Source organism: Mesobacillus sp. (assembly GCF_049588175.1).
Taxonomy (GTDB): domain Bacteria; phylum Bacillota; class Bacilli; order Bacillales; family Cytobacillaceae; genus Mesobacillus.
On record NZ_JBAVFI010000751.1, the window covers coordinates 1 to 2,285 of the forward strand.

The window sequence follows — 2,285 nt, forward strand, 5'->3', positions numbered from 1 at the left end:
GTACATAAAGAAAATCTTGCTGGGCCTTGAGCCATTTGCCATTTCTAAGATTCTTGAGGAAAGAAGTACGATGCTCCAATCTGTTCATGAAGGAATCATTGCAGTTGATAATACGTCAACCATCACCTTAGTGAACAAGTCTGCTTTACAAATTTTTAAAAAGGCCGGTCTGCCCCAAAAGCCTGTCGGCATGAAAATTTATGAATATATGCCATCAACCAGATTGGACCATGTCTTGCAAACAGGCCAGCCTGAACTTGATGAAGAACAAAACATTAACGGGGTTTCCATCCTCGTCAACAGGGTTCCGCTTATCGTAAATGGCCAGGTGGTCGGTGCTATTTCTACATTCCGAGACAAGACAGAAGTTAATCAGCTGGCTGAACAACTGACAGGAGTAAGAATGTATGCTGAAGCACTGCGTGCGCAGTCCCATGAATTTATGAACAGGCTCCACGTCATACTTGGAATGGTCCAATTGAAATCCTATGACCAGTTATCCGACTTTATCCGGACATTGGTAGACTACCGAAATCAGGAATTCGGCAGTATCACTCAACATATTAAGGATCCCGCCCTTGCAGGATTTATTATGGGGAAATTAAGCTATGCCCGTGAAGAGAATGTGGATCTTTCAATAGATAGTTCAACCAATATCCCTGAGCCGGCAGCTACTAAGACAACACATGCTCTGATTACGATTCTCGGCAACTTGATTGACAACGCGATTGAGGCAATGGCCGATGCTGAAGAAAAAACGATGGAAGTGAATTTTTCTTATCACAATAAATGGTTAACAATTGAAGTGTTTGATTCTGGTCCTGGGATTTCAACCGAGCAGCAAAAAGAGATTTTTAAAAAGGGGTATTCTACAAAAGGGGAAAACCGAGGATATGGCTTATATTTAGTCGACAAAAGCATTAAGGATCTGGGTGGGGAGCTAACGATTGACTCAAAATTATTACTGGGCACTAATTTTTATATACAAATTCCATACGAAGCAAAAGAGGTGGGAAAATGATTAGGGTGCTGATTATCGAGGATGATCCAATGGTTGCAGAATTCAATAAGCGTTACCTGCAGGAAGTAAAAGGGTTCACGCTTGCAGGAATCGTCCATACAGTAATGGCTGCCATGGAAAATCTTAAATCCGAACAGGTCGACCTTATTTTGCTTGATGTCTATATGCCAGGGGCAACCGGGCTCGAATTGCTCCGGTTTATACGGGAGCAAAATATTTCAGCCGATGTAATCCTGATTACTGCTGCCGCAGACAAAGAAAATATTCAAACTGCCCTAAGGTATGGAGCTGTAGATTATTTAATTAAACCATTTGAGTTTGAAAGGTTTAATCAGGCTTTAATTCAATATAAAGAAAAATACCATTTCTTTGCGAATAATCAAATGCTTAGACAAGAGGACCTTGATGGTCATATTCTCAGTACAGAATTAAAGCTAACCGGGGAATCTATAGATGATCTGCCTAAAGGTTTAACCAGCAGCACTCTGGAATCCATCATCAATGTTATCCAAACAAAAGAAAATAGTCAGTTTTCAACCGATGATATTTCCGAAATTACACTAATATCAAGAGTTTCAGTCCGAAAATACTTGAAATTCCTATCCACTCTTGGTGTACTCGAAGAGTCATTAACTTACGGAATTGGCCGGCCGGGTTATTTGTACAGATTAAAGGAAGACAAACTTGGGCAAGTAAATAGATTTTTATAAGAAAAGCGCAAGCGCCTTGGTCAGCCCCGACAAGCGCTGGCCGACTAAAAACGCCGCGTCCTGCGGCAACGTCGGCACTAGTACATCGTGTACGTCGAAGGGCCTGACTGTGAAGTCGGTTTTTGACTTCATTGGCAGGACCGAAACCGAAATGTGTAGCCGACTGCCCAGAAACGCAGAAACTGGAGACTCCGACAAAGAAGCGCTTTTTGCTTCTGCCGACGGAGTTGAAGTTTCGGAGTTTCTAGGAGGCGAAACTAGACAAGCGACTCGAGGGGCTAGGCGCTGGAGCTGGACATTTCTCGAAGTGCATTTTATACTTTCTTCTCTGTTAAAAAAAGTGGCAGATGCCACTTTTTTTGATTCCTGTTTTATCCTATACTCATATAAACCCGTTCCGGACGGCCAACTGTTCCGTAATTCAAATCAGCTTCAATTTTCTCTATAGATACCAGATGTTCCAGATAACGCCTTGCTGTTGTTCTGCTTATTCCAATTACTTTTGCGACACTTTCTGCTGTTAGTCCAACTTCACCCTTACCAATGACCTCCAT

2 protein-coding genes and 1 pseudogene are annotated in these 2,285 nt (G+C 42.1%); 2 read left to right on the forward strand and 1 reads right to left on the reverse strand.

The genetic code is table 11. The annotated features are described in order from the left end of the window. Positions 1-1,021: ATP-binding protein (locus WB217_RS18210; protein ID WP_423994721.1), on the forward strand; the 1,021-nt coding region annotated here is incomplete at its 5' end. Further along, a complete protein-coding gene (locus WB217_RS18215) occupies positions 1,018-1,731 on the forward strand; it encodes a response regulator (protein WP_423994723.1) in 714 nt (237 codons plus the stop codon). The genes WB217_RS18210 and WB217_RS18215, both read left to right, overlap by 4 nt. Before the next feature lie 371 nt (positions 1,732-2,102). Here the strand turns inward: WB217_RS18215 and WB217_RS18220 are convergent. Then, positions 2,103-2,285: pseudogene (locus WB217_RS18220) on the reverse strand (two-component system response regulator); the annotation flags it as partial.

What these genes read in the sequence shown, in the direction of transcription:
- WB217_RS18215 (WP_423994723.1), top strand. Translation starts at nt 1,018, where the DNA reads ATGATTAGGGTGCTGATTATCGAGGATGATCCAATGGTTGCAGAATTC.